This window comes from Nocardia sp. NPDC004168 (genome assembly GCF_040610355.1).
Lineage (GTDB): Bacteria > Actinomycetota > Actinomycetes > Mycobacteriales > Mycobacteriaceae > Nocardia > Nocardia sichangensis.
Genome location: NZ_JBEXME010000001.1, coordinates 524,876 through 548,286 on the forward strand (window position 1 = coordinate 524,876; position 23,411 = coordinate 548,286).

Sequence of the window (23,411 nt, forward strand, 5' to 3'; positions counted from 1 at the left end):
ATGACGGTTCAGACCGCCGAAAAGCCCCGTGCCGCCCTGTCCCGCGTCACGATGGCACTCATCTTCGCGTTCATCCTGGTCGGCGGCGCGCTGCGCTCCGTAGAAGCCGGTTGCCAGAACTCGCTGAAGCTCGCATTGAAGAACGTCTGGCTGTGTGGCGTGATCTCCTACGCCGTCGCATTCACCGGCTTCGCGATCTTCCTCACGGTGGCGCTGCTGGTTTCCAGGAACCGGCCGTGGCCGACGAAGGCCGACATCCGGAGTATGCCCCGCTGGGCGCCCTTCGGTGGCCTGCTCGGCGGGGCCGCGATCCTGGCGATGATCTCCGTGGCCTCCGATGTGGGCGCGGGTACGTTCAACGCCCTCATCATCGCGGGACAGATGTTCGGTGCGCTCACGATCGACCACTTCGGGCTGATGGGATTCCCGCGGCGCACGGTGAGCTCGAAACGCGTCGTCGCCTGCGTCATGATCATCGCCGGGATCTATCTCATGGCGACCTACTGAACATCCGTGCGGACCTGGTCGACAGCGGCGTTCTGAGAGACAGATAGGGTAGCTATCGCAACGTTGCCTCGCTGAGGGAAGTGGGAGACATGGCCGCGAACGAGCTGACCGTGACGGACATCCGTACCGCACAGGAGGCGTGGGCGCTGTTCGACCGACTCCCCGCGGCGCGGGTCGAGGACGTCACGACCGGGCGCTGGCGAGGCGAAGAACTGGACACCGGTCATCCGATGGACGGTGTGCTGGTGGCTTCGGGCTGGTACGGCAAGCAGTTCGACGGCCCCGACAGCGTGCATCCGCTGTTGTTCACCTCGGGCGGCGCGGTGTTCGCCGTCGATCCGCGCCGCGTCCCGGTCGCGTTGGCCGGGCGGGTACCGCTGCCCGGTGTGCGGGCCCTGCGCAAGTTGCTGCCGGTCCTGCGTCCCGCGCTGCGCACGCGCAAGCACACCGCGCGTCTGCGTGAGGTCGAATACCGCGGTGTGACAAGTGCCGCGATGGTCTACGACCACCTGCCGATCATCGATCATTTCCGGCGCGCCGACGAGCACACCCTGCTCGGCGTGATGGATTTGCGTGGTATGGCCGAACCGTATTTCTTCGTGCTGCATCGGGATATCGGCTGAGCCGGTCGGCCGTCGCCGATCCGGGTCCGGCGCCGCGCCCGCCACACTAGGATTTGCGCGAACAGGCGACACCTTGCGGCGATGTGGTGACCGAGGGAGACACAGTCGATGGAGCGCACGACCTGCCTGGTGGTTGGTGGGGGCCCGGCCGGAATGATCCTCGGGCTGCTGCTCGCCAGGGCCGGGGTCGAGGTCACGGTGCTGGAGAAGCACAAGGACTTCCTCCGTGACTTCCGCGGCGACACCGTGCATCCCACCACCCTCGATCTGCTCGACGAACTGGGTCTCGGCGCGGAGTTCGCGAAACTGCCCGCGCGCAAGGTGGATCGAGTGCAACTGCCGATCTCGGGCGGCCTGCAGACGCTCGCCACGCTGACGCATCTGCCGGGCAGGCACAAGTACATCGCCATGGTGCCGCAGTGGGATCTGCTGGATCTGCTCGCGCGTGCCGCGGCCGACGAACCCACCTTCCGGCTGCGGCTGAACACCGAGGCCACCGACCTGGTTTGGATCGACGGCCGGGTAGGTGGCGTCGCCTACCGGACCGTCGACGGCGCCACCGGCGCGATCGAAGCCGACCTCACGGTGGCCTGCGACGGCCGCGGCTCACTGCTGCGGTCGGCCGCGGGACTGCCGATCCGCACGTGGTCGACACCCATGGACGTCTGGTGGTTCCGCCTGCCGCGCACCGAGATCGATCCCGCGGGCGCGCTGCCGATCGTCAGCGCCCGGCGGGTGGCGGTGCTGCTCGATCGCGGCGACTACTGGCAGTGCGCGACGTTGATCGCCAAGGGCGCCGACGAATCCGCCCGCCGCGGGCCGGTGCGGGACGTCATGCGGAGTCTGGCCGAGGCCGCTCCCTGGCTCTACGACCGGATCGACGCCTTGACCAGCTGGGACGAGGTCAAGTTGCTGGAGGTGAAACTCGATCGGCTGACCAAGTGGTACACCAACGGCCTGTTGTGTCTGGGCGACGCCGCCCATGCCATGTCCCCGGCCGGCGGCGTCGGCATCAACCTGGCCGTGCAGGACGCCGTAGCCGCGGCCAGGATCCTTGCTCCGCCGCTGCTCTCGGGGACGCTCGGCACCAGGGAGTTGGCGAAGGTGCAGCGACGGCGCCGATTCCCGACCGTGGTGACACAGGGAATGCAGCGACTCCTGCACACCGTCGCGGTCGCGCCCGCCCTCGACGGACGAGTCGACATCGCGAGTTCCCCGCGCGCACCGCTGCCGGTCCGCATTCTGCGGCGCATCCCCGTGATTCGCAGCGTGCCGACCTTCTTGATCGCTCGCGGTGTCTTGCCCGAGCACGCCCCGCACTTCGCGCGGCGGTAGCGCTCAGGCCGGCACGTCGGGGGAGGACGTAGGCGCGGTGGCGATCCAACCCGCGACGACCGCCAGACCCGTCGGGCGGTGCACGGCGAGGAAACCGAAGGGCCGGTCGAAGACCACCGAGACGACAGGCGCGTAGTCGTGCCGCAGGACGGCCGCTGCCGCGCGCAACGCGAAGGCCGTCACGGCGGCCGCCTCGAAACCTTCGTGGCCGAACCGGGCGAGCACTTCCTGCGCTCCCTGGCCGACGCACAGTGGCTCCGGGGAGATCGCCGGGAAGTGGCCGTGGGTGCAGTCGGTCGCGGCGGTCAGGCCGAACAAGCCCGGCGCGGTGAGCAGATCGTGGGTGGAGCGGACTTCGAAAGGCGGTAGCTGGACGCGCAGTCGGCCAGTGTTGGGTACCACCGGCTCGGTACGCACGTTCAGGCCCGGTCCCTTCGTGCCGACCGGCAGGTCGGAGCGGGTCGGCACACTGCCGGACAGCGCGGCCAGGCCCGTTTCGAGCACGGCGCCGGGTGCCCCGGTGCCGAGCAGAAGGTGGACGTCGAGGTCGGCGACGCCTTCGACGACCACGCGGGTGACCGGTTCCGATGCGTCCAGGATCGCGGCGTTCGTCAGGTCGCGGCTCGTGCGGGACAACCCGGGTCCGCGATGTCCCCGCCACGGGCCGTCCTCGGGTGCCAGCGTCCCGACATCGAAGGGCGCCTGCCACTTCGTCTTCGCGACCAGCGCGGTGGCGAGTATCAGCAGCGTCTCGGGATCGACCGTGAGGGGAAAGCGTTCGATGAGCCCATCGGTGTGCCGGGCCGCCCAGCTGTCGAGCTCGGACTGCCCGGCCAGCCGCGCGAGCACGCTCTCGGGAAGCGACTGCGACCACGGCTCGTGCAACGGAAGGTCGCGGCGCACCCACACTCCGAGTGCGGCCGACACCGCCTCCGCGCGCTCGAGGTCGTCCAGCAGCCGGAGCGCCGCGGCTTGCCCGTCCGCCGCGGGCAAGCCGGTCGCGGTCGTCAGTTCGTCCCGAGCCGGACCGTCCGCCGCGGAAGCGAGCAGGGCGAGCAGCGGCCATACCCCGGCGCCGGACACCACGAAGTCTCGTTCGCCCGCCGCCGCGCACCACCGTGCGGTGAGCGCGTTGGCGGCGCCGACATGGGATTCCACAGAAGTCCGCACCAGCCCACCCTAGCTACGCCGGGGGCCGCGCGGCGTTATCCGGACACGGCGGAGCCCGGGCGCAGCACGATCTTGCCCAGTACCGTCCTTTCCTCCAACAGGCGATGCGCGCGGCTCGCCTGGTCCAGCGGCAGCACGGCCTCGACCAGCGGGTCGAGGCCGCCCGCCGCCGCGCGGGCCAGAACGGCGGTGCGCGCTTGGGCTACTCGGTTCAGCCAGTCCGGTCCTGCGCAACCGACGAAGGTGAGCCCGCGCATGAGCAGGTCGCTCGCCGACACCTGCGCGGGTGCTCCGGACAACCATCCGTAGCCCAGCATCCGGCCGCGCAGGGGTGTCAGGAGATCGAGCAGGCCGACGGCACTCGCGCCGCCGATCGAATCGAACACCACGTCCACCGTCGCGCCGTCGAGTGTTTCGCGCAGCCGGGTGGTCCAGTCCGGATCGTTGTGGTCGATCACCTCGTCGGCTCCCAGTTTGCGCGCGTGGGCGACCTTGTCGGGACCACCTGCGGTCCCGATGACGCGAGCCGCCCCGAATTCTCTCGCCAATTGGGTCAGCGCGCTGCCGATGCCCGTGGCGGCGGCTTCGATCAGGACGGTTTCGATGCCGGTGAGCGCGGCGGTCTCCAGCAGTGGAATCGCCACCGATCCGTTCATCAGCACCGCCGCGGCGTCCACGGAGGACAGGCCGTCCGGAATGGAAACCACGGAATCCGCGTTGGCGGCGACGAATTCGGCGTAAGCGCCGGAACCCTGGGTCGACACGACGACCCGGCGTCCGATCAGCGCCGGATCGACTTGCGCGCCGACCTCGGTGACGACCCCTGCGGCTTGGAAACCGAAAACCAGCGGCAGCGGCGCGCCGAGCGGGAACTCCCCGGAGCGCAGCTTGGTCTCGGGGAACAGCACCGGGATCGCCTCGGCGCGGATCACCACCTCGTCCGCGTCTGCCCGTGGCGCCGGGACGTCCGCGGTGACCAGCACGTCCGGGCTGCCCGGCGCCGTCATTACGATTGCCTGCATATGAACTCCATAAGTTGACTGACGGTCCAATTGACTCACCGATGATATGGACCGTCGGTCAACTTGTCTAGAAAGTGGGTGCGATGGGCGACGGACGGCCGAAGGAACGGGCCGACGCGGCGCGCAACCGGCGGGCGATAGTGGACGCCACCTTCGCCCTGTTGGCCGAGCACGGCGCCGAAGCGATCACCATGGACCGCGTCGCGGCCGCCGCCGGAGTGGGCAAGGGCACGATCTTCCATCGCTTCGGCAGCCGGGCGGGGCTGTTGCACGAGATGGTCGCGCAAAGCGCGGTCGCGCTCATGGACGCGGTCACCAGCGGCCCGCCACCCCTCGGCCCCGGTGCGCCCGCCGATGCCCGGCTGGTCGCCTACTTCGACGCCATGGCACGGTTGGTGATCAACAATTCCGAGCTGATGGTCGCCTATCGCACCGAGCCGCCACATCCGCGAACCGCCGAATTCCACGCGTTCTGGGACCGCCACATCACCACGTTGCTGCGCGAGGCGCGTCCGGACCTGGACGCCGAAGTGGTCGGGCGGCTACTGCTCGGCGCGCTGAGCGCCGAACTGGTGCCTGCCATGGTCCGCGCGGGCGAGACGGAACGGTTGCTGGCCGCAGTCCGCGAGCTGGTCGAATCGGTGCTACGCGCGCCCTGACGCTCGTGCGGCATCGCGACCGGCGCGTCGGTCCGTCTACGGCTCGACCGTTCGTGTGCGGCACGCGGTTTCGATCCGCTCACACCTCGCGCGGCGATCAGTCCCGCGACAGAATGGCCTCGAACCGTTCGTCGGCTCGGTCGAGCTGATCGAGGATGTGCTGCCGGACGTGCTCGGCCAGCGGCGTGTCCGGCCGGGTGACCAGATCGCGGTACACGTCGGTGAGCGGGCGGTACTTGGCGGCGAGTCTCGCCATCGCGGGGCCGGTGGCGTAGAGGATGCCCACACCGTTGTCGGTGAAGTCGGAGAGCTTGATGACGCGGGCCCACGGGTCCCGGTCCAGATTCGTCGCGACATGCTCGCGGTACTGCGCCTGCCGGTCCCGGGCCGGATCCGGCTCGGGATTGGTCACCGCGGCCACGAGATCGGCCACTCGCGCACCGAACCGATCGGTGAGCGCGCCCAGTGCGGCGTCGACGGTGGGTCCGGGACGATCGGCGGCCAGCTCGGCGGCGTGGTCCTCGACCGCGTCGTGCAACAGCCCCGCCGCGACCACGTCCGGATCGCGAACCTCGTAATGGCTGATGATCCGAATTGACACGCGCAGAAGATGACTGAGATAGGGCTCGCGGCCGTACCGATCGTCGCGATGCAGATCGGCCGCGAGATCGAGCGCCGCGGCCAGGCGTTGCGTGTCCGGCAACTCGGCGATTTCCAGCAGTAATCGTTCGCGCAGCCCGGCCTCGCCGTAGACCTCGCTGATCGTGTGCAGCGGCATCACGGCCAAGACCCCCGCCCCTGGATTGCTCATAATGCCAGGCTAACCGGAGCGGGGGACACGTGGCGGACGACGATCACTTCCGACCTCGACGATGGTTCAGCTCGAAACGGTGCGTGGGAGCAGGGTCAGCGGACGCCGCGTGGACGGTACTGGATGCTGATCCGCGGACCGGTGGGCCTGCGCGTCTTGGGCACGGCGTGCTCCCAGGTGCGCTGGCAAGAGCCGCCCATGACCAGCAGGTCGCCATGTCCGACAACGTATTTGATGCTCGGGCCACCGCCGCGCGGCCGGAGTAGCAGCGCCCTTGGCGCCCCGATCGACACGATCGCGACCATGGTGTCGTGGGTGGCGCCGCGGCCGATGGTGTCGCCGTGCCAGGCGACGCTGTCGTGCCCGTCCCGGTAGTAGCACAGGCCCGCGGTGCGGAACGGTTCGCCGAGTTCGCGCCGATAGTGCTCGCTCAGTGCTGTGCGCGCGTCGGCGAGTGCCGGATCCGGCAGCGGTTCGTGCTCCGCGTAGAACCGCAGCAGCCGGGGCACGTCTACCACGCGGTCGTACATCGGCCTGCGTTCGGCTTTCCATGGCACGCCGTCGACCAGTCGGTCGAACAGCGCGTCCGCGCCCGAAAGCCAACCGGGCAGCAGATCCACCCAGGCGTCGTGGTCGAGCACCGTACGGCGCGCGTCGCGCAGCGGCCCGAGTTCGGTCTCACCGAACCCGTCGAGCAGCGATCCCTGTAGCGGTGTGGACATGCGGCCGAGCGTACCGCTGATCGAACATATGTGCTAGCGGTTTTCGGTCATGGGCCGGTATTGGACGCGGCCGACGCCCGTCCCCTCTGCGCGAGACATGTCGTGGCGGCCGATCTGCGCGGCGACTGGGCGGCCGCGCTGCGCGTCGAGGGGTTTCGCGCCGACGTCCCGACCCACTGGGTCGACGAAGGGGTGCTCGGATATCTACGGCGTGCCGACGCCCTCCGGGTGGTGACCACGCTGACGGAGCTGTCCGCGCCGGAAAGTCGCTTCGGCGTCGGCAAGTTCGACACCGATCAGCACAGCGACCGGTACACCGAGTTGCGGTGGTTGGTCCGGGCCGGGGGAGACGGGCCGAGGGAGCCCAGTGGGCTGGGACCCGGCGCCGAAGAATGGCTCGCCGAGCACGGATGGCGGACCGAGTTCCGGGCCTGGGACGACTTGGTGGCGCCGCTGGAGCGTCACGCGCTCCTGGGCAGCCGCGATCTCGGTGTATTTCTCGCCGTGCGCCGACAGCGGCCGCTGCCCCGCGCTCAGTGGCCCCGCTCACAGCGCGATATGCCTGGTGAAACCGGGGGTCGGGGCGCTGCTACGCTGCTTGCCGTAAGACATCCTTTAACGGACCGTCCGGTGAGGCGGGGAAGGAGGTCGGCATGGCCGTGCCCGAAGAACGGGCCGCCAAGTCCGGCGCTGCCGAGACATCGCAGCGACATACCCCGGAATGGGTGGCGGCGGGACGAGAGCTGTTGTCGGCTTCGGATGTCGGGCGGACCGTCGCGCGCATCGCGCACCAGATCATCGAGAAGACCGCGCTGGACGCGGGTGAGCCGGGCGCGCCACGCGTGGTGCTGATCGGCATCCCCACCCGGGGCACCACCCTGGCCGCGCGGCTCACCGGCAAGATCGAGGAATTCTCCGGCGTCCGCCCGGCTCTGGGCTCGCTCGACATCACCCTCTACCGGGACGATCTGCGCAGCCGCCCGCACCGGCCGCTGGAGCGCACCTCCGTTCCGGAAGGCGGTATCGAGGACGCGCTCGTGGTGCTGGTCGACGACGTCCTGTTCTCCGGCCGCACCGTCCGCTCCGCGCTCGACGGTCTGCGCGACCTCGGCCGCCCGCGCGCGGTGCAGCTGGCGGTGCTCATCGACCGCGGTCACCGGGAACTGCCGATCCGTGCCGATTACGTCGGCAAGAACGTGCCGACCAACCGCTCCGAGGACATCTCGGTGCTGCTGACCGAACACGACGGCCGCGACGGCGTCTACCTGCACCAGGAGGAGGCGTGATGAAGCTGCCACACGCCGGCTCGCGGCAGGAGGCAGGCGCGTGAGGCATCTGCTTTCGGTCGCCGCGCTCGATCGCGCCGCCGCGAACGAGCTGCTCGACGAGGCCGAGCGGTTCGAACAGGCGCTGCTCGGCCGCGAGGTGCACAAACTGCCCACGCTGCGCGGGCGCACCGTGATGACGGTCTTCTACGAGAACTCGACCCGGACCCGGGTCTCGTTCGAGGTCGCGGGCAAGTGGATGAGCGCGGACGTGATCAACGTGAGCGCGAGCAGCTCCTCGGTCGCCAAGGGCGAGTCGCTGCGCGACACCGCGCTCACCTTGCACGCCGCGGGAGCCGACGCGCTGATCGTGCGGCATCCGGCCTCCGGCGCCGCGCACCAGATCGCGCGCTGGATGGACGAGTGGGCGGTCTCCACGGGGCGCGGCTCCGGCCCGGCGGTCGTCAACGCGGGCGACGGAACGCACGAGCACCCGACCCAGGCGTTGCTGGACGCGCTGACCCTCCGGCAGCGGCTCGGCGACATCGAGGGCAAGCGGGTGGTCATCGTCGGTGACATCCTGCACAGCCGGGTCGCGCGATCGAACGTCTTCCTGCTGGCCACACTCGGCGCGGAGGTCGTGCTGGTCGCTCCGCGCACGCTGCTTCCGGTCGGCGTGGAGAGCTGGCCCGCCCGCGTCTCACACCACTTGGACGCCGAGCTGATCGGCGCCGACGCCGTGCTGATGTTGCGGGTGCAGGCCGAGCGGATGAACGGCGGGTTCTTCCCGTCGGCCCGCGAGTACTCGATCACCTACGGACTCTCCGAACGCAGGCTGGCCCTGCTGGAAGACCACGCGGTCGTGCTGCACCCCGGCCCGATGCTGCGCGGCATGGAAATCGCGTCCTCCGTCGCGGACTCGCCGAAAGCCGCTGTGCTGCAACAGGTCACCAACGGGGTGCACGTGCGGATGGCGGTGCTGTTCCGCCTGCTCGTCGGAACCCAGGAGGCAGTGGCATGAGTGGAAGGAACGACGCCATCGTTCTGATCAAGGGCGCGCTGCTGTACGGCGAAGGCGAGCCGGTCGACGTGCTCGTCGCCGACGGGGAGATCCGTCAGATCGGCACCGATCTGGGCGTGGTCGACGCCGAAATCATCGACGCGCAGGGCCAGATCCTGCTGCCCGGCTTCGTCGACCTGCACACCCACCTGCGTGAGCCGGGCCGCGAGGACACCGAGACCATCGAGACGGGTTCCGCCGCCGCCGCGCTCGGCGGCTACACCGCGGTGTTCGCGATGGCCAACACCAACCCGGTCGCCGACTCGGTGGTCGTCACCGACCATGTGTGGCGGCGGGGCCGGGAGGTCGGCCTGGTCGACGTCTATCCGGTCGGCGCGGTCACCGTGGGCCTGGAGGGCAAGCAGCTCGCCGAGATGGGGACCATGGCCGCGGGCGTCGGGGCGGTCCGCATGTTCTCCGACGACGGTCACTGCGTCTACGACCCGCTGATCATGCGCAGGGCCCTGGAGTACGCGAACTCGCTGGGGGTGCTGATCGCGCAGCACGCGGAGGAGCCAAGGCTGACCAAGGGCGCCGTCGCGCACGAGGGGCCGAGCGCGGCCCGGCTGGGGCTGGCCGGCTGGCCGCGCGCGGCCGAGGAGTCGATCGTGGCGCGCGACGCCTTGCTGGCGCGCGACGCGGGCGCCCGCGTGCACATCTGCCACGCCTCCACCGAGGGCACCGTGGAACTGGTGAGATGGGCCAAGTCCCAGGGTATTTCGATCACCGCCGAAGTGACCCCGCACCACCTGCTGCTGGACGACTCCCGGTTGGAGACCTACGACGCCGTCAACAAGGTCAACCCGCCGCTGCGCGAGTCGTCCGACGCCGCCGCGCTGCGGCAGGCGCTGGCCGAGGGCATCATCGATTGCGTCGCCACCGACCACGCGCCGCACGCCGAGCAGGACAAGTGCTGCGAGTTCGCCGCGGCGCGGCCCGGCATGCTCGGCTTGGAGACGGCGCTGTCGATCATCGTGCGGACCATGGTCGAGCCCGGGCTGCTGGACTGGCGCGGCGTCGCTCGCGTGATGAGCGAGCGACCGGCCGCGATCGTGGGCTTGGACGAGCACGGCAGACCGCTCGAGGTCGGCGAGCCGGCCAACTTGACGCTGGTCGACCCGGAGGCGAGCTGGACGGTGCGTGGAAAGGACCTGGCCAGCATCTCGAACAACACGCCGTTCGAGGCGATGACCTTCCCGGCCCGGGTGACGGCGACGTTGCTGCGCGGCCGGGTCACCGCCAGGGACGGCAAGGCGCTGGTCGACGGGGCGGAGGCGTAGATGAGCAACCGAGGCGCAGCCGTTCGAGGAGGTTCGTAGTGGAGAGAACACTCTGGGTGGTCGGGCTGCTGATCCTGTTCGCGGCCTGCCTGTGGCTGATGTACCGGGGCTGGCGCAATCGCGCGGCGCGCCAGGCCGAGCGCGTCGGCGCGCTGCCCACCGTGCCTGCGGAACTGGGTGCGCAGGTATTGGAGCCGACCACCGGCCTGTACTTGGGCAGCACCATCGCGCCGAGCTGGCAGGACCGGATCACCGTCGGCGATCTGGGTTTCCGGGCCACCGCGGAACTCACGCGGTTCGAAAAGGGAATTCTGCTCGAACGCGACGGCGCGACGGTGATCTGGATTCCGGACGAATCCATCACCGCGGTGCGCACCGAACGCGGGCACGCGGGCAAAGTGATGACGGAAGATGGTGTGCTGGTCATTCGCTGGAAGCTGCCGACGGGAACCGAGATCGATACGGGTTTCCGCGGCGACGACAAGTCGGTCTACCCGGCTTGGCGCAGGCTTCCCGCGGCGGATCAGAGCGGGACGATGACGGGAGATGACGAGGGATGACAGGAGAAGCAGCACTCGTGCTGGAGGACGGCCGGGTGTTCCGCGGCCAGGCCTACGGCGCCGTGGGCCAGACGCTCGGTGAGGCGGTGTTCTGCACCGCGATGACCGGGTACCAGGAGACCCTCACCGACCCGTCCTACCACCGCCAGATCGTGGTGGCCGCCGCGCCGCAGATCGGCAACACCGGCTGGAACGACGAGGACGACGAGTCCACGAAGATCTGGGTCGCCGGGTACGCGGTGCGCGACCCGGCGCGGCGCGCCTCCAACTGGCGCGCCACCAGGACGCTGCCGGACGAGCTGGAACGTCAGCGGATCGTCGGCATCGCGGGCATCGACACCCGCGCGCTGGTACGTCATCTGCGCACCCGCGGTTCGATGAAGGCGGGCATCTTCTCCGGCGACGCGCTCGCCGCCGCGGACGAGCTGGTGGACCGAGTGAACGGTCAGCCGTCCATGCTGGGCGCCGACCTCGCCGGCGAGGTGACCACCGACGCGCTCTACACGATCGAGCCGGAGGGCGACCATCGCCGCACGGTCGTCGCGGTCGATCTCGGGATCAAGACCAACACCCCGCGCATGTTCGCGCAGCGCGGCATGCGGGTGCACGTGGTGTCCTCGAACACCACGCTGGACCAGATCCTCGAGCTGAAGCCCGACGGGGTCTTCCTGTCCAACGGTCCAGGCGACCCGGCCACCGCCGACGCGGCGGTCGAGTTGACCCGTGGCGTGCTGGGCGAGGGCCTGCCCCTGTTCGGCATCTGCTTCGGCAACCAGATCCTCGGCCGCGCGCTCGGCCGGGGCACCTACAAGATGAAGTTCGGCCACCGCGGCATCAACATCCCGGTGGTGGAGCACGAGACCGGCCGGATCTCGATCACCGCGCAGAACCACGGGTTCGCGCTGGAGGGCGAGCGGGGCGAGCGGTTCGACACCCCCTTCGGCACGGCCGAGGTGAGTCACGTCTGCGCCAACGACGGCACGGTCGAGGGGGTCCGGCTGGTCGACGGCCGCGCCTTCTCCGTGCAGTACCACCCGGAAGCCGCCGCCGGACCCCACGACGCCGCGTACCTGTTCGACCGTTTCGCCGGTCTCATGGAAGGAGCCTGATGCCTCGCCGCGAGGATCTCGAGCACATCCTGGTGATCGGTTCTGGCCCGATCGTCATCGGCCAGGCGTGCGAATTCGACTACTCCGGCACGCAGGCGTGCCGGGTGCTGCGGGCCGAGGGCCTGCGGGTGTCGCTGGTCAACTCGAACCCGGCGACGATCATGACCGATCCGGAGTTCGCCGACTCCACCTACGTGGAGCCGATCACGCCGGAGTTCGTGGAGAAGGTGATCGAGAAGGAGCGTCCGGACGCCATCCTGGCCACCCTCGGTGGCCAGACCGCGCTGAACACCGCGGTCGCGCTGCACGAGCGCGGAGTGCTGGCGAAGTACGGCGTGGAACTCATCGGCGCCGACTTCGACGCCATCCAGCGCGGTGAGGACCGGCAGAAGTTCAAGGACATCGTGGCCAAGGTGGGCGGCGAGAGCGCCCGCTCCCGGGTCTGCTTCACCATGGACGAGGTCCGCGATACGGTCGCCGAACTCGGCTACCCCGTGGTGGTGCGCCCGTCGTTCACCATGGGCGGCCTCGGTTCCGGCATGGCCTACAACGAGGAAGACCTCGATCGCATCGCCGGCGGCGGCCTGGCCGCCTCGCCCACCGCGAACGTCCTGATCGAGGAGTCCATCCTCGGCTGGAAGGAATACGAGCTCGAGCTGATGCGGGACGGCCGCGACAACGTCGTGGTGGTCTGCTCGATCGAGAACGTCGACCCGATGGGCGTGCACACCGGCGACTCGATGACCGTCGCCCCGGCGATGACGCTCACCGACCGCGAGTACCAGAAGTTGCGTGATCTCGGCATCGCCATCCTGCGCGAGGTCGGCGTCGACACCGGCGGCTGCAACATCCAGTTCGCGGTGGACCCGCGCGACGGCCGCCTGATCGTCATCGAGATGAATCCGCGCGTGTCGCGTTCGTCTGCGCTGGCGTCGAAGGCGACCGGCTTCCCGATCGCGAAGATCGCCGCCAAGCTGGCCATCGGCTACACGCTCGACGAGATCGTCAACGACATCACCAAGGAAACCCCGGCCTGCTTCGAGCCGACCCTCGACTACGTGGTCGTCAAGGCCCCGCGGTTCGCGTTCGAGAAGTTCCCCGGCGCCGACGGCACGCTGACCACCACCATGAAGTCCGTCGGCGAGGCCATGTCCCTCGGCCGCAACTTCTCCGAGGCGCTCGGGAAGGTGCTGCGTTCGCTGGAGACCAAAGCCGCGGGCTTCTGGACCCAGGACGACGGCGCGTGGACCGACGTCGAAGCGATCCTCGAAGACCTGCGCACGCCCACCGAAGGGCGCATCTACCAGGTGGAGCGGGCGCTGCGGCTGGGCGCGAGCATCGAGGACGTCGCCGCCGCCTCCGGCATCGACCCGTGGTTCGTCGCGGAGGTGGCCGGTCTGGTCGAGTTGCGCCAGGAGATCCTCGACGCGCCCGTGCTGGACGAACCGCTGTTGCGGCGGGCCAAGCACTACGGCCTGTCCGATCGTCAGCTGGCCGCGCTGCGACCCGAACTGGCAGGGGAGAGCGGTGTGCGCGCCCTGCGCCACCGGCTCGGGGTCCGCCCGGTCTTCAAGACGGTCGACACCTGCGCCGCCGAGTTCGAGGCCAAGACCCCGTACCACTACTCGGCCTACGAACTCGATCCCGCGGCCGAGTCCGAGGTGGCGCCGCAGCCCGACCGCGAGAAGGTGATCATTCTCGGGTCCGGGCCCAACCGCATCGGCCAGGGCATCGAGTTCGACTACTCGTGTGTGCACGCGGCGCAGACGCTGTCGAAGGCCGGATACGAGACGGTGATGGTCAACTGCAACCCGGAGACCGTCTCCACCGACTACGACACCGCCGATCGCCTCTACTTCGAGCCGCTGACTTTCGAAGACGTGCTCGAGGTCTACCACTCCGAGTGCGAGTCCGGCACCGTCGCCGGTGTCATCGTGCAGCTGGGCGGGCAGACCCCGCTCGGCCTCGCGCAGCGGCTCACCGCGGCGGGCGTGCCGGTGGTCGGTACCAGCGCGGCCGCGATCGACCTGGCCGAGGACCGAGGCGAATTCGGTGACGTGCTGGTCGCGGCCGGTCTGCCCGCGCCGAAGTACGGCACCGCGACCACCTTCGCGCAGGCGCGCAAGATCGCCACCGACATCGGCTACCCGGTGCTGGTGCGCCCCTCCTACGTGCTGGGCGGCCGGGGTATGGAGATCGTCTACGACGAGAATTCCTTGGAGGGCTACATCTCCCGGGCGACCGAGCTGAGCCCGGAGCACCCGGTGCTGGTCGACCGGTTCCTGGAGGATGCGATCGAGATCGACGTCGACGCGCTGTGCGACGGCGAGGAGGTCTACCTCGGCGGCGTGATGGAGCACATCGAGGAGGCGGGCATCCACTCCGGTGACTCCGCCTGCGCGCTGCCCCCGATCACCTTGGGCCGCAGCGATATCGAGTCGGTGCGCCGCTCGACCGTCGCGCTCGCCAAGGGTATCGGCGTCCGCGGCCTGCTCAACGTGCAGTACGCGCTCAAGGACGACGTGCTCTACGTTCTGGAGGCCAATCCGCGCGCGAGCCGGACGGTTCCGTTCGTGTCGAAGGCCACCGCGGTGCCGCTGGCCAAGGCCGCCGCGCGGATCATGCTGGGCGCCACCATCGCCGAACTCCGCAAGGAGGGCATGCTGCCGAGCGAGGGCGACGGCGGGCACGTCGCGCTGGACGCTCCGGTCGCGGTCAAGGAGGCCGTGCTGCCGTTCCACCGCTTCCGGCGCGCCGACGGCAGCGGCGTGGATTCGCTGCTCTCGCCGGAGATGAAGTCGACCGGCGAGGTGATGGGCATCGACGCCGATTTCGGCACCGCCTTCGCCAAGAGTCAGACCGCCGCCTACGGCTCGCTGCCCACCGAGGGCACCGTGTTCGTCTCGATCGCCAACCGGGACAAGCGCGCGATGGTCTTCCCGGTGAAGCGCCTGCACGACCTCGGCTTCCGCATCCTCGCCACCGAGGGCACGGCGGAAATGCTGCGCCGCAACGGGATTCCGTGCGAGCAGGTGCGCAAGCACTCCGAGGTGGGGCCGGACGACGAGCCGACGATCGTGGAGCAGATCCGCGACGGCGAGGTCGACATGGTGTTCAACACGCCTTACGGCAACTCCGGCCCTCGCGTGGACGGCTATGAGATCCGCAGCGCGGCGGTCGGGGTGAACATCCCGTGCATCACCACCGTGCAGGGTGCGGCGGCCGCGGTGCAGGGCATCGAGGCCAGCATCAACGGTGGCATCGGCGTGCGGTCGCTGCAGGAACTGCACTCGGTGCTGCGTGGGTGAGCCGCGACCGGACGGAACGGGTGCGATGAAGACCTTCGGCGACCGCCTGCGGCACGCGACGCGGCAACTGGGGCCGGTGTGCGTCGGCATCGACCCGCACCCGGAACTGCTGCGGTCCTGGGGACTGACCGAAGACGTCGAGGGACTCGAGCGGTTCGCCGAGATCTGCGTGGAGGCGTTCGACGGCCTCGTCGCACTGGTCAAGCCGCAGGTCGCGTTCTTCGAAGCCCACGGCTCCGGGGGCATCGCGGTCCTGGAGCGCACCATCGAGGTGCTGCGGGCCTCGGGAACCTTGGTGCTCGCCGACGCCAAACGCGGCGATATCGGGTCCACCATGGACGCCTACGCGCGGACCTGGCTGGCCGACGGCCCGCTCGGGTCCGACGCGGTCACGGTCTCGCCGTATCTGGGCTTCGGTTCGCTGGCACCGGCGCTGACGCTCGCCGAGGCAGGCCACCGCGGCGTCTTCGTGCTCGCGGCGACCTCGAACCCCGAGGGAGCGCAGGTGCAGCGGGCGGTCGCTGCGGACGGCCGCACGGTCGCGCAGACCATGGTCGACGAGGCGGCGGCGCGCAACGCGGGCGGGGAGTTCGGTTCGGTCGGCGTTGTGGTCGGCGCCACGCTCAGCGAGGCGCCCGATCTCTCCGCGCTCAACGGCCCGATCCTCATGCCAGGGGTCGGCGCCCAGGGCGGCGGCCCGGAAACCATCAGGGAGCTGGTCCCGGAGGCGATGCTCCCGGCCGTCGTGCCGAATGTCTCGCGGGAGGTGCTGAGGGACGGGCCCACCGTTCCGGCACTGCGTGCCAGAGTGCACGGTTTCCAAGACGCGTTCGCGTTCCTCCAGAAATGACCGCGAAAGGCCGGCGCATCCGCGCCGGCCTTCGTCGTTTCCGTCCCTCGAGCGTGCAGGTGTTCGCACACACGTGCCCTTTAGCGGGGCCTGTGCGCGCTGCTGCGCTGATTTCGGGGCCGATCGGTGCACGGATGGGCACACGCTCCTGGACCGACGTACAGGGCCGGTTTCCGGCACCGGATGCCGGTCATGGCGGCCGAAACGGCTCGGATGTGACGCCCGACACGCGCAAAAAACTCGCGACACGCGGAGAATTTCCAGAAAGTTCCTGGTAGGGCGCGTGAGGGGTTGCTGGAGAGATGCGCTGCCGTCTCGCAACCCTTCCGCAAACCATTCGGTTTGTCGAAAACGCCCTGCTGGCGGCACATTTCGCTGATTCGGTATCGCGATGCGCTCGATGGCGCGGGCGGCACCGGCGCCGGGCCGCCGTGGTGCGGTCCGTATCCGGAATCATGCGCTGACCTGGGGGGTGGGTTCGCAATCGGCGGACGTCGTGGGTACGGTCGCTGAGACTGCCGGGTTACCGGCAGGAGTTGAATGCAATGAACGATGAGACGGAGGAACCGTGGCCCTTCCCCAGCTGACTGACGAGCAGCGCGCCGCTGCTTTGGAGAAGGCGGCTGCCGCTCGCCGCGCTCGGGCGGAGCTCAAGGAGCGCTTGAAGCGTGGCGGCACCAACCTGAAGCAGGTGCTCACCGACGCCGAGACCGACGAGATCCTCGGCAAGATGAAGGTGTCGGCGCTGCTGGAGGCCCTGCCGAAGGTGGGCAAGGTCAAGGCGGCGGAGATCATGAGCGAGCTGGAGATCGCCCCCACCCGGCGGCTGCGCGGACTCGGCGACCGGCAGCGTAAGGCGCTGCTGGCCCGGTTCGACTTCGACGCCTGACGACGAGGGTGATCGAACACACGCGGAAGGGTCGACTGGTCGTACTGGTCGGCCCCTCGGCCGTGGGCAAGTCCACCGTGGTCCGCTGTGTCCGCGAACGACTGCCCTACCTGGTCTTCAGCGTGTCGGCAACGACCCGGGCCCCGCGGCCCGGGGAGGTCGACGGCCTCGACTACCACTTCGTCTCCCGTGCGGAGTTCGACGCGATGATCGAGGCGGATGAACTGCTCGAGTGGGCGGACATCCACGGCGGGTTGCAGCGTTCGGGCACCCCCGCCGGGCCGGTGCGCGCCGCGCTGGCGGAGGGCCTTCCGGTACTGGTCGAAGTGGATCTCGAGGGCGCGCGATCGGTGCGCCGGGCGATCCCCGAGGCGATTCTGGTTTTCCTTGCCCCGCCGAGCTGGGACGAGTTGGTGGCGCGACTGACCTCGCGCGGCACCGAGTCGCCCGAGGTGATCGAGCGTCGCTTGGAAACGGCCAGGATCGAGCTGGCGGCCTGTGACGAGTTCGACATAGTTATCGTCAACGACGAGGTGACCAGCGCCTGTGAGCAGTTGGTATCGTTGTTCGTTAGCACAAATTCGAGTTCGTGACCCCCACCTGCGCATGAGCGATCAGGCCCGGAGGAGGTAGCCTGCGTATTCACGTAGGGCCTTCGCGCATGCGCAATCCACTCCGGCATGAGTGACCAGGCCCGGAGGCGGCACGCCGCCGCACTCGCAGGGCCCCTCGTTCATCCGACCGACCACAGCAGGAGTCTTCCTAGTGACGGACACCAAGACCGCGCCCGCTTACGACACGCCGGTCGGCCTCACCAACCCGCCGATCGACGAGTTGCTGGAGCGCACGTCGTCCAAGTACGCCCTGGTCATCTACGCGGCCAAGCGGGCCAGGCAGATCAACGATTACTACAACCAGCTCGGCGACGGCATCCTCGAGTACGTCGGCCCGCTGGTCGAGCCGGGTCTGCAGGAGAAGCCGCTGTCGGTCGCCCTGCGCGAGATCCACTCCGACCTGCTCGAGCACTCCGAAGGCGAGTGAGGCGAACCCCGGTTCGCCGTGACCACTACTAGGCCGGAGGCGTAGTGACCACAAGGATCGTCGTCGGTGTAGCCGGAGGCATCGCCGCCTACAAGGCGTGCTCTCTGGTCCGGCGATTCACCGAGACCGGACATGACGTCCGGGTGATCCCCACCACCTCGGCGCTGGAGTTCGTCGGCAAGGCGACCTTCGAGGCACTGTCCGGGAACCCGGTGCACACCGGCGTGTTCTCCGACGTGCCCGAGGTGCCGCATGTTCGGCTGGGCCAGGAGGCGGACCTCGTGGTCATCGCCCCGGCGACCGCCGACCTCATGGCCCGCGCCGCGTCCGGCCGCGCCGACGACCTGCTCACCGCCACGCTGCTGACGGCCCGATGTCCGATCTTGTTCGCGCCCGCGATGCACACCGAGATGTGGGAGCATCCGGCGACCGTCGCCAACGTCGCGACCTTGCGCGCCCGCGGTGCGATCGTCATGGAGCCCGCGGCGGGCCGGCTCACCGGCGCCGACACCGGCCCTGGACGGCTGCCCGAGCCCGAGGAGATCTTCGGCCTCGCGTCGCTGCTCATGGAGCGTGCCGACGCGATCCCGCGGGATCTGGCGGGCCGCCGGGTCGTCATCACGGCGGGAGGCACCAGGGAGCCGCTGGATCCGGTGCGTTTCCTGGGCAACCGTAGCTCCGGCAAGCAGGGCTACGCGCTCGCGCGGGTCGCGGCCCAGCGCGGCGCTCACGTGACGTTGATCGCGGGCAACACGATCGAGATGGCGGCGCCCGCCGCCGTCGACCTGGTGCACATCACCACCGCCGAACAGCTGAAGACCGCCGTCGACAAGCACGCCGTCGGCGCCGACGCGGTGATCATGGCCGCGGCGGTCGCCGATTTCCGGCCGACCAACGTCGCCGCCGCCAAGATCAAGAAGGGTGCAGGCGAGCCCGACGTCATTCCGCTGACCAAGACCGATGACATCCTCGCCGGCTTGGTGCAGGCGCGCCGCGACGGACAGTTGCCCGGCACCGCGATCGTCGGTTTCGCCGCCGAGACCGGTGACGAGCACGGCGATGTTCTCACCCACGCGCGGGCCAAGCTCGCACGCAAGGGGTGCGACCTGCTCGTGGTCAACGCGGTCGGCGAGGGCAAGGCGTTCGAGGTGGACACCAACGACGGCTGGCTGCTGGGCGCGGACGGCACCGAACAGGCGCTCGATCACGGCTCCAAGGCGTTGCTGGCCAGCCGTGTGCTCGACGCGCTGAGCGTGTTGCTGCGCTGAGCCGGGCCGCGTCCCTGCCAGGATTGCGATCCGGTCCGTCGTTCGCGACGCCGTCATCAATTCGGCACCGGCACGACACCGGGAGTTCAGCTGTCCGGGATGGCCGCGGCGTTGAGGTCCGCCCTGTCGGTGATTTGGAATAGGCTGAGATATAAGGGTTGCGCAGTCGCGACATCGCGTTACTGTCGCAAGCCGATACGAGTAACCCGTTGAGGGAGAGGGAAGAACTGTGCGCACGTCCGGGAGCCGGCTTTTCACCAGTGAGTCCGTGACCGAAGGTCATCCGGACAAAATCTGTGATGCCATCAGCGATTCCATTCTCGACGCGTTGCTCGCGGAGGATCCGCGCAGCCGGGTCGCGGTGGAAACCCTCGTGACGACCGGCCAGGTCCACGTCGCGGGTGAGGTCACCACGTCGGCGTACGCCGATATTCCCCGAATTGTCCGGGAAAAGGTCCTGGAAATCGGATATGACTCGTCGGCAAAGGGATTCGACGGAAATTCCTGCGGTGTGAATATCGCGATCGGCGCGCAGTCGCCGGATATCGCGCAGGGTGTGGACACCTCGCACGAGGCGCGCATCGGCGGCTCCGACGACGAGATCGAGCGGCAGGGTGCGGGCGATCAGGGCCTGATGTTCGGTTACGCCACCAAGGACACCCCCGAGCTGATGCCGCTTCCGATCGCGCTCGCGCACCGGTTGTCGCGCCGCTTGACCGAGGTGCGCAAGACCGGCGTGCTGCCCTACCTGCGTCCGGACGGCAAGACCCAGGTCACCATCGAGTACGACGGTGATCGCCCGGTCCGCTTGGACACGGTGGTCGTCTCCACCCAGCACGCCGCCGATATCGACCTGGACAACCTGCTCGCGCCCGACATCCGCGAGAAGGTCCTCGACGCGGTGCTCGCCGACCTCGAGCTGCCCAGCCTGGACATCTCGGATATTCGCCTGCTGGTCAACCCCACCGGCAAGTTCGTGCTGGGCGGCCCGATGGGCGACGCGGGCCTGACCGGCCGCAAGATCATCGTCGACACCTACGGCGGCATGGCCCGCCACGGCGGCGGCGCTTTCTCGGGCAAGGACCCGTCGAAGGTGGACCGCTCCGCCGCCTACGCCATGCGCTGGGTCGCGAAGAACGTCGTCGCGGCCGATCTGGCCGACCGCGTCGAGGTCCAGGTGGCCTACGCGATCGGCAAGGCGGCTCCGGTCGGTTTGTTCGTCGAGACCTTCGGCACCGAGAAGATCGACCCGGCGCGCATCAGCACCGCGATCACCGAGGTCTTCGACCTGCGTCCCGGCGCCATCATCCGCGACCTGGACCTGCTGCGTCCGATCTACGGGCCGACCGCCGCGTACGGCCACTTCGGCCGCACCGACGTGGACCTGCCGTGGGAGCACACCGACCGCGCCGACAAGTTGCGCGCCGCCGTCGGACTCTGACCTCGATCAGGTCCGAGTGAACGAACCCGCGGCGGACACCCCCGCCACCGAGGCGGACCGTCCGGCCGCGGGTCCCGCGGGCGTGGAGTTGCCGATCGCCCGGGTGCTTCCGCTGCTCTCGCCCGCGCATCTCGACCGCGACTTCGACTACTTGGTGCCTCCCGAGCTGGACGAACTCGCCCAGCCGGGGGTCCGGGTGCGGGTCCGTTTCGCCGGTCGGCTGGTCGACGGCTATCTCCTGGCTCGATCGCGGCACAGTGACCACGGCGGAAAGCTGGTCAAGCTGGAACGCGTCGTCTCCGGCGAACGCGTGTTGACTCCCGAAATCCTGGAGCTGGCCGGCAAGGTCGCGGCCCGTTATGCGGGGACGCGTGCCGATGTCCTGCGTCTGGCGATACCACCGCGTCACGCCCGCACCGAGACCGGTGGCGGGAAGAAGTCCGCTGCGGCCCGAGCCGATTCCGCGAACGAGAACCCCGCCACCGCAATTGGTCCCGTGCGGTCGGACGTGGCGAGTTCCGTGTCTGCCGGAGAGTTGCCCGTTGCATCGCCGGAATCCTCTGACCTGCAAGCCGATTCGGCCGATGTGAGCAGCGCGGCTCCGAAAAGTGGTGCTGCGGCGGAACCGGATTCGAAGCGCGATAGCCCTGGCGTCGGCCGACATGTGCCCGCGCCGGAGAGCGACGAGAAGCTCGATGCCGAGCCGTCCGCACGTGCGCATCCGAAGCTCGGGCCAACCGGCGCGGGGGACTCGGGCGGTGCAGGGGAGACGAGCGGCGACGCCGAAGACCGAACCGCCTCCGTCGATTCGGAGTTTCCGGCCATAGATCTCGCGCCTTGGGAACGGTACGTCCACGGGGCGGCGTTCGTCGCCGCCCTCGGCCAGCGGAAAGGGGCACGCGCGGCCTGGCAGGCACTGCCCGGTGAGGACTGGCCACGACGGCTGGCGGAGCTCGCCGCCGTGGTGGCGCGGCAGGGGCGCAGCGCGATCCTCATGGTCCCCGACCAACGCGACCTCGACCGGGTCCTGGCGGAATGCGTTGGGCTGGTGGGGGACTCGGCAGTCGGGTTGTCCGCCGGTCTCGGTCCAGCGGCTCGGTACCGGCGGTGGCTCGCGGTGCTGCGCGGTTCGGCGCGAGTGGTGGTGGGCACGCGCAGCGCCGTGTTCGCACCGGCATTGGACCTCGGGCTGATCGCGTTGTGGGACGACGGTGACGACACCTACGCCGAACCGCGTGCGCCGTATCCGCACGCGCGTGAGGTGGCGATGTTGCGGGCGCACGAAACCGGCGCGGCCTTCGTCGCGGCGGGTTTCGCGCGCAGCGCGGAGATCCAAGCGGTGGTCGATTCGGGTTGGGCGCACGATCTGGTCGCCGATCGTGCCGTGCTGCGCAAGGCCGCGCCGCGCATCAGCGCCCCCGGCGACAGCGATATCGCGCTGGAACGCGATCCGGTCGCCCGTGCTGTCCGAATTCCCGGCGTCGCCTTCGCGGCTGCCCGCGCCGCGCTGAAGGAAGGCGCGCCGGTGCTGGTACAGGTGCCGCGTCGTGGGTACATTCCCGCCCTGGCCTGCGGGAAATGCCGTACTCCTGCTCGATGCCGACACTGCAGCGGACCGCTCGCGCTGCCGGAAGCTCGGGGACCGCGCGGATCGGCCGCCGACCCCGGCGCGGCCGCGCAGAGTCCCGCTTGCCGTTGGTGCGGGATCACCGAGACCGCGTTTCGTTGCACCACCTGCGGGTCGCGCGCACTGCGCGCCGTGGTGATCGGGGCGGCGCGCACGGCGGAGGAGCTCGGCCGTGCGTTTCCCGGCGTACCGATCCGTGCTTCCGGCGGCGGCACCGTGCTCGACACCGTGGAGCCGGGCCCGCAAGTGGTCGTCGCTACGGTCGGCGCCGAGTCGGTGGTTCCCGGCGGCTACGGCGTCGCGTTGTTGCTCGACGGCTGGGCGCTGCTCGGCCGAGCCGACCTGCGTGCCGCCGAGGACGCGCTGCGCCGCTGGATGGCCGCCGCGGCGCTGGTCCGCGCGCACGGCCAGGTCATCGTCGTGGCCGAGCCGTCCATCCCCACCGTGCAGGCGTTGGTCCGATGGGATCCGGTGGGCGCCGCGCGCGCGGAGGTCGCGGCGCGGGCCGAGGTCGGCTTCCCGCCTGCCGTCCGTCTCGCCGCGATCGACGGCACCGCCGACACGATCGCCGAACTGCTCTCGGCGGCGGACCTGCCGGATACGGTCGACCGCCTTGGACCAGTGCCGCTGCCGGACGGCGCCCGCAAACCGTTCTCCTCCGGCGATGCGCCCGCCGAAGTCGAACGCCTGCTGCTGCGGGTCGAGCGGCGCTCCGGAGCGGCGCTCGCGCGTGCCCTGCGCGCGGCTCAGGCGGTTCGCAGCACGCACCGCTCGGACGCCCCCCTGCGCGTGCAAATCGACCCGGTCGACATCGGCTGACGGCTACCGGAGTGCGTCCACCGCTGCCTCGTCGGCATGGGGCCG

22 protein-coding genes are annotated in these 23,411 nt (G+C 69.7%); 18 read left to right on the forward strand and 4 right to left on the reverse strand.

The window, feature by feature from the left end:
- From ABZW96_RS02635 to ABZW96_RS02645, 3 genes are all read left to right on the forward strand, one after another.
- Nucleotides 1-507: a DMT family transporter gene (locus ABZW96_RS02635; protein WP_355070602.1), complete on the forward strand. Its 507-nt coding sequence runs from the start codon at nucleotides 1-3 to the stop codon at nucleotides 505-507.
- An 89-nt stretch (nucleotides 508-596) separates the two neighbouring features.
- A complete protein-coding gene (locus ABZW96_RS02640; protein ID WP_355070604.1) occupies nucleotides 597-1,130 on the forward strand; it encodes a DUF4334 domain-containing protein in 534 nt (177 codons plus the stop codon).
- Between the two features lie 108 nt (nucleotides 1,131-1,238).
- Entirely contained in the window at nucleotides 1,239-2,465 is a 1,227-nt protein-coding gene (locus ABZW96_RS02645) for an FAD-dependent oxidoreductase (protein WP_355070606.1), read from the forward strand.
- 3 nt (nucleotides 2,466-2,468) lie between these two features.
- Here the strand turns inward: ABZW96_RS02645 and ABZW96_RS02650 are convergent, their stop codons facing one another.
- Together ABZW96_RS02650 and ABZW96_RS02655 are read right to left on the reverse strand one after the other, a co-directional pair.
- Nucleotides 2,469-3,635, reverse strand: a complete 1,167-nt coding sequence (locus tag ABZW96_RS02650; RefSeq protein WP_355070608.1) for a serpin family protein — start codon at nucleotides 3,633-3,635, stop codon at nucleotides 2,469-2,471.
- Nucleotides 3,636-3,670: 35 nt separating this feature from the next.
- The gene (locus ABZW96_RS02655) at nucleotides 3,671-4,657 is read right to left on the reverse strand and encodes a zinc-binding dehydrogenase (RefSeq protein WP_355070609.1); all 987 of its coding nucleotides are present in this window, start codon (nucleotides 4,655-4,657) and stop codon (nucleotides 3,671-3,673) included.
- Between the two features lie 83 nt (nucleotides 4,658-4,740).
- Between ABZW96_RS02655 and ABZW96_RS02660 the strand changes: the two genes are divergently transcribed.
- Nucleotides 4,741-5,316, forward strand: coding sequence for a helix-turn-helix domain-containing protein (locus tag ABZW96_RS02660; RefSeq protein WP_355070611.1), 576 nt, complete (start codon nucleotides 4,741-4,743; stop codon nucleotides 5,314-5,316).
- Nucleotides 5,317-5,413: 97 nt separating this feature from the next.
- Here ABZW96_RS02660 and ABZW96_RS02665 read toward each other — a convergent pair whose 3' ends face one another.
- A complete protein-coding gene (locus ABZW96_RS02665) occupies nucleotides 5,414-6,127 on the reverse strand; it encodes an HD domain-containing protein (protein ID WP_355070613.1) in 714 nt (237 codons plus the stop codon).
- A 95-nt stretch (nucleotides 6,128-6,222) separates the two neighbouring features.
- Nucleotides 6,223-6,849 carry an alpha-ketoglutarate-dependent dioxygenase AlkB gene (locus ABZW96_RS02670; RefSeq protein WP_355070615.1) on the reverse strand — a complete coding sequence of 209 codons (627 nt, stop codon included), beginning with the start codon at nucleotides 6,847-6,849 and terminating at the stop codon, nucleotides 6,223-6,225.
- A gap of 30 nt (nucleotides 6,850-6,879) precedes the next feature.
- Here ABZW96_RS02670 and ABZW96_RS02675 point away from each other — a divergent pair, with 30 nt between their 5' ends.
- From ABZW96_RS02675 to ABZW96_RS02740, 14 genes are all read left to right on the forward strand, one after another.
- Nucleotides 6,880-7,701, forward strand: a complete 822-nt coding sequence (locus ABZW96_RS02675) for a class I SAM-dependent methyltransferase (protein WP_355070617.1) — start codon at nucleotides 6,880-6,882, stop codon at nucleotides 7,699-7,701.
- The gene (gene pyrR / locus ABZW96_RS02680) at nucleotides 7,596-8,135 is read left to right on the forward strand and encodes a bifunctional pyr operon transcriptional regulator/uracil phosphoribosyltransferase PyrR (protein ID WP_355070619.1); all 540 of its coding nucleotides are present in this window, start codon (nucleotides 7,596-7,598) and stop codon (nucleotides 8,133-8,135) included. The genes ABZW96_RS02675 and pyrR overlap by 106 nt, the downstream gene beginning before the upstream one ends.
- A 40-nt stretch (nucleotides 8,136-8,175) precedes the next feature.
- Nucleotides 8,176-9,135 carry an aspartate carbamoyltransferase catalytic subunit gene (locus ABZW96_RS02685; RefSeq protein WP_355070621.1) on the forward strand — a complete coding sequence of 320 codons (960 nt, stop codon included), beginning with the start codon at nucleotides 8,176-8,178 and terminating at the stop codon, nucleotides 9,133-9,135.
- Nucleotides 9,132-10,454 (forward strand): dihydroorotase, encoded by a 1,323-nt coding sequence (locus tag ABZW96_RS02690; RefSeq protein ID WP_355070623.1) that lies wholly within the window; start codon nucleotides 9,132-9,134, stop codon nucleotides 10,452-10,454. Before ABZW96_RS02685 ends, ABZW96_RS02690 begins: the two co-directional genes overlap by 4 nt.
- A 38-nt stretch (nucleotides 10,455-10,492) precedes the next feature.
- A complete protein-coding gene (locus ABZW96_RS02695; protein WP_355070625.1) occupies nucleotides 10,493-11,014 on the forward strand; it encodes a transporter in 522 nt (173 codons plus the stop codon).
- The gene (gene carA / locus ABZW96_RS02700) at nucleotides 11,011-12,123 is read left to right on the forward strand and encodes a glutamine-hydrolyzing carbamoyl-phosphate synthase small subunit (protein WP_355070627.1); all 1,113 of its coding nucleotides are present in this window, start codon (nucleotides 11,011-11,013) and stop codon (nucleotides 12,121-12,123) included. The genes ABZW96_RS02695 and carA overlap by 4 nt, the downstream gene beginning before the upstream one ends.
- On the forward strand, nucleotides 12,123-15,431 hold the full coding sequence (gene carB, locus ABZW96_RS02705; RefSeq protein WP_355070629.1) for a carbamoyl-phosphate synthase large subunit: 3,309 nt from the start codon (nucleotides 12,123-12,125) through the stop codon (nucleotides 15,429-15,431). Before carA ends, carB begins: the two co-directional genes overlap by 1 nt.
- A 25-nt stretch (nucleotides 15,432-15,456) precedes the next feature.
- Nucleotides 15,457-16,281, forward strand: a complete 825-nt coding sequence (gene pyrF, locus ABZW96_RS02710; protein WP_355070631.1) for an orotidine-5'-phosphate decarboxylase — start codon at nucleotides 15,457-15,459, stop codon at nucleotides 16,279-16,281.
- Between the two features lie 568 nt (nucleotides 16,282-16,849).
- The gene (mihF, locus tag ABZW96_RS02715; RefSeq protein WP_028476708.1) at nucleotides 16,850-17,170 is read left to right on the forward strand and encodes an integration host factor, actinobacterial type; all 321 of its coding nucleotides are present in this window, start codon (nucleotides 16,850-16,852) and stop codon (nucleotides 17,168-17,170) included.
- 8 nt (nucleotides 17,171-17,178) lie between these two features.
- The gene (gene gmk / locus ABZW96_RS02720) at nucleotides 17,179-17,763 is read left to right on the forward strand and encodes a guanylate kinase (protein WP_355070634.1); all 585 of its coding nucleotides are present in this window, start codon (nucleotides 17,179-17,181) and stop codon (nucleotides 17,761-17,763) included.
- 172 nt (nucleotides 17,764-17,935) lie between these two features.
- Nucleotides 17,936-18,211: a DNA-directed RNA polymerase subunit omega gene (gene rpoZ, locus ABZW96_RS02725; protein ID WP_355070636.1), complete on the forward strand. Its 276-nt coding sequence runs from the start codon at nucleotides 17,936-17,938 to the stop codon at nucleotides 18,209-18,211.
- A 44-nt stretch (nucleotides 18,212-18,255) separates the two neighbouring features.
- Nucleotides 18,256-19,479 carry a bifunctional phosphopantothenoylcysteine decarboxylase/phosphopantothenate--cysteine ligase CoaBC gene (gene coaBC / locus ABZW96_RS02730; protein ID WP_355070638.1) on the forward strand — a complete coding sequence of 408 codons (1,224 nt, stop codon included), beginning with the start codon at nucleotides 18,256-18,258 and terminating at the stop codon, nucleotides 19,477-19,479.
- 229 nt (nucleotides 19,480-19,708) lie between these two features.
- The gene (gene metK / locus ABZW96_RS02735) at nucleotides 19,709-20,920 is read left to right on the forward strand and encodes a methionine adenosyltransferase (RefSeq protein ID WP_355070640.1); all 1,212 of its coding nucleotides are present in this window, start codon (nucleotides 19,709-19,711) and stop codon (nucleotides 20,918-20,920) included.
- An 82-nt stretch (nucleotides 20,921-21,002) separates the two neighbouring features.
- The gene (locus ABZW96_RS02740; RefSeq protein WP_355071045.1) at nucleotides 21,003-23,366 is read left to right on the forward strand and encodes a primosomal protein N'; all 2,364 of its coding nucleotides are present in this window, start codon (nucleotides 21,003-21,005) and stop codon (nucleotides 23,364-23,366) included.
- Nucleotides 23,367-23,411: the final 45 nt, after the last annotated feature.

Excerpts from the sequence above, each read along its gene's own strand:
- ABZW96_RS02635 (WP_355070602.1), top strand. The coding sequence starts at position 1 with ATGACGGTTCAGACCGCCGAAAAGCCCCGTGCCGCCCTGTCCCGCGTC.
- ABZW96_RS02640 (WP_355070604.1), top strand. The coding sequence starts at position 597 with ATGGCCGCGAACGAGCTGACCGTGACGGACATCCGTACCGCACAGGAG.
- ABZW96_RS02645 (WP_355070606.1), top strand. The coding sequence starts at position 1,239 with ATGGAGCGCACGACCTGCCTGGTGGTTGGTGGGGGCCCGGCCGGAATG.
- ABZW96_RS02655 (WP_355070609.1), bottom strand. The coding sequence starts at position 4,657 with ATGCAGGCAATCGTAATGACGGCGCCGGGCAGCCCGGACGTGCTGGTC.
- ABZW96_RS02660 (WP_355070611.1), top strand. The coding sequence starts at position 4,741 with ATGGGCGACGGACGGCCGAAGGAACGGGCCGACGCGGCGCGCAACCGG.
- ABZW96_RS02665 (WP_355070613.1), bottom strand. The coding sequence starts at position 6,127 with ATGAGCAATCCAGGGGCGGGGGTCTTGGCCGTGATGCCGCTGCACACG.
- ABZW96_RS02670 (WP_355070615.1), bottom strand. The coding sequence starts at position 6,849 with ATGTCCACACCGCTACAGGGATCGCTGCTCGACGGGTTCGGTGAGACC.
- ABZW96_RS02690 (WP_355070623.1), top strand. The coding sequence starts at position 9,132 with ATGAGTGGAAGGAACGACGCCATCGTTCTGATCAAGGGCGCGCTGCTG.
- carA (WP_355070627.1), top strand. The coding sequence starts at position 11,011 with ATGACAGGAGAAGCAGCACTCGTGCTGGAGGACGGCCGGGTGTTCCGC.
- carB (WP_355070629.1), top strand. The coding sequence starts at position 12,123 with ATGCCTCGCCGCGAGGATCTCGAGCACATCCTGGTGATCGGTTCTGGC.
- pyrF (WP_355070631.1), top strand. The coding sequence starts at position 15,457 with ATGAAGACCTTCGGCGACCGCCTGCGGCACGCGACGCGGCAACTGGGG.